General features: G+C 62.6%; 6 protein-coding genes. All 6 read right to left on the bottom strand.

The window, feature by feature from the left end:
* A partial coding sequence (locus tag RMN84_RS01930) for a biotin carboxylase N-terminal domain-containing protein (protein WP_309610522.1) occupies window positions 1-575 on the bottom strand: 575 nt, incomplete at its 3' end.
* 3 nt (window positions 576-578) lie between these two features.
* Window positions 579-992: a hypothetical protein gene (locus tag RMN84_RS01925; protein WP_309610521.1), complete on the bottom strand. Its 414-nt coding sequence runs from the start codon at window positions 990-992 to the stop codon at window positions 579-581.
* A gap of 1 nt (window position 993) precedes the next feature.
* Window positions 994-1,119, bottom strand: a complete 126-nt coding sequence (locus RMN84_RS01920; protein WP_309610520.1) for a hypothetical protein — start codon at window positions 1,117-1,119, stop codon at window positions 994-996.
* Complete coding sequence (locus RMN84_RS01915; RefSeq protein ID WP_309610523.1) at window positions 1,116-1,499, bottom strand: type II toxin-antitoxin system VapC family toxin; 384 nt, start codon at window positions 1,497-1,499, stop codon at window positions 1,116-1,118. Before RMN84_RS01915 ends, RMN84_RS01920 begins: the two co-directional genes overlap by 4 nt.
* A 2-nt stretch (window positions 1,500-1,501) precedes the next feature.
* A complete protein-coding gene (locus RMN84_RS01910) occupies window positions 1,502-1,753 on the bottom strand; it encodes a type II toxin-antitoxin system VapB family antitoxin (RefSeq protein WP_309610519.1) in 252 nt (83 codons plus the stop codon).
* Window positions 1,754-1,800: 47 nt separating this feature from the next.
* A partial coding sequence (locus RMN84_RS01905; protein WP_309610518.1) for a cobalamin-dependent protein occupies window positions 1,801-2,255 on the bottom strand: 455 nt, incomplete at its 5' end.

Below are 2,255 nucleotides of genomic sequence, written 5' to 3'. Positions count from 1 at the left end.
AAGCTCGCCAGCCCCTCGCGCTTGGTCGCCTCGAACCCGTCGCGGACATCGGTCTCGTTCCACGCCAGCCGCATGCCCTTGCCGCCGCCCCCGGCCGAGGCCTTCATCATCACCGGATAGCCGATCTCCCCCGCGATCCTGACCGCCTCGTCGGTGTCGGCGATCTCGCCGAGATAGCCCGGCACGACGTTGACCCCGGCCGCCTTGGCGAGCTTCTTCGACTCGATCTTGTCGCCCATCGCCGCGATGGCATTGGCCGGCGGCCCGATGAACGCGATGCCCGCCTCGGCCAGCGCCGTGGCGAAGCTCGCGCGCTCGGACAGAAAGCCATAGCCCGGATGCACTGCCTCGGCCCCCGTCGCGCGGCACGCCTCGATGATCAGTTCGGCCCTCAAATAGGATTCCGCCGCCGGAGCCGGCCCAATTCGCGCACTCTCGTCCGCCATGAGCACATGCGGCGCCCGAGCATCCGCATCGGAATAGACCGCAACAGTCGCGATCCCCATCGTCTTGGCGGTGCGGATCACGCGGCAGGCAATTTCCCCGCGATTGGCGATCAAGATTTTAGAGAACATGGGTCATCTTAGTTCCGCGTCCTTTGTGAAGTCGCTCATCATCGGGCCGGCGGAACCGTTTCTAGGAACGACCATCCCCGGGTTTGCGAGGAACATCTGATCGAGCGCTACTTCCATGTTTTTCACTACCAACTCAACGTCGGGGTGTTGGTCGAGATTCTTGGCTAAATTTTTGATGGCAGTGATAGAGGCGTCATAAAAAGCGGTGGCTGCGTCATCAACGGTAAATCCCGATTTTCGAAAGCGATCCACTAAACTATCAGGGATGTCGCCAATCTCCTGAGCACGCAGAATAGCGGTTGAAAAGAATCCTAGACATTCCCCACCAATCTCTTGTCCATGAATCTGCAAAAGCCGCTGCTCGATTGTTTGCAGAACGGCTTTTTCAAATTTTTGTCTCTTTAAAATGTCTAGCAATTTACGTCCCCCCTTCCGTGAGACCATCCACCGGCGGCTTGTTGGGCCCAAGCAGCCGCAGCACCTCGTCCGCCGCATCGGCGAGGTTGGTCCCCGGCCCGAAGATCGCCTGCACCCCCGCCGTCACGCCCGCGCGATCCCAGTCTGCGTGAAATCATTGCCCTTGAACAGCAGGGGCTCGCCGCGTTCGATCGCAAGCGCATAGGCGAAGCAGTCGCCGAAATTGAGCTGCGCCGAATGCCCGCTCCCCTTCCCGAAATCGCGATAAGCCTGGCGGGCGAGGCGGGCTTGGGTTTCGGTCACGGGTTCGATCCTGATTCGAAAATTGCCGATCAGCGCGTCGAGGTTGGCGCTTGCCTGGGGATCCTTGGCGCTGTCGATGACGATGCCGCATTCCAGGAACGTCCCCGCCGAAATGCGCGTATCGCTGCTTCGACTGAGGAGACGGAGCAGCTCTGTCGCGTCCGGCTCCAGCTGCAGCATGGCAACGATGACCGATGTGTCCACGATCAAGCGGGAAGCCCGTTCTCGTCGTAAAGCAAATCACCATGCGCAATGGACAGGAGCGTCGCCGGAAGCCGCGGCGCGGTATCGCGGCATATCTCCAAGGCTCGCGCGTAAATGGCATCGCTGTCGCGGTTTCGCTCCCAAGCGCGTAGAGCATCCACAACGACCTGGGTCAGACTGACCCCATCGCGCCGGGCAATTTCGGAGGCCAAGGCGTAAGCCTCTTCGCTCTTGATGTTCATCTGCGCGCCCATGGCAAACTCCCTTCTACCATCAGCTATACATTTGGTAGAGACCGAGTTCAATCCACCGTCTCGTCCACCGGCGGCTTGTTGTGCCCGAGCAACCGCAGCACTTCGTCCGCCGCATCGGCCAGATTGGTCCCCGGCCCGAAGATCGCCTGCACCCCCGCCGCGCGCAGCATGGCATAGTCCTGCGCCGGGATGACCCCGCCGGCGATGACCTTGATGTCGGCCGCCCCCAGATCGCGCAGCGCGTCGATCAGCTCGGGGATCAGCGTCTTGTGCCCCGCCGCCAGGGATGAAGCGCCGACCACGTCGACCGCCTTGGCGACCGCCATCTCGGCCGCCTCGCGCGGGGTCTGGAACAGCGGGCCGGGGACAATTTCGAACCCCAGGTCGCCGAACGCCGAGGAGACCAGGTTCGCCCCCCGGTCATGCCCGTCCTGCCCCATTTTCGCGACCAGCATCCGCGGCTTGCGTCCAAGCCGCTGCGCCACCGCCACCGTCCCCGCGA

Origin of the sequence: Sphingomonas sp. (assembly GCF_031380695.1) — a bacterium.
Lineage (GTDB): Bacteria > Pseudomonadota > Alphaproteobacteria > Sphingomonadales > Sphingomonadaceae > Sphingomicrobium.
This window is presented reverse-complemented; position numbering and strand designations above follow the sequence as displayed.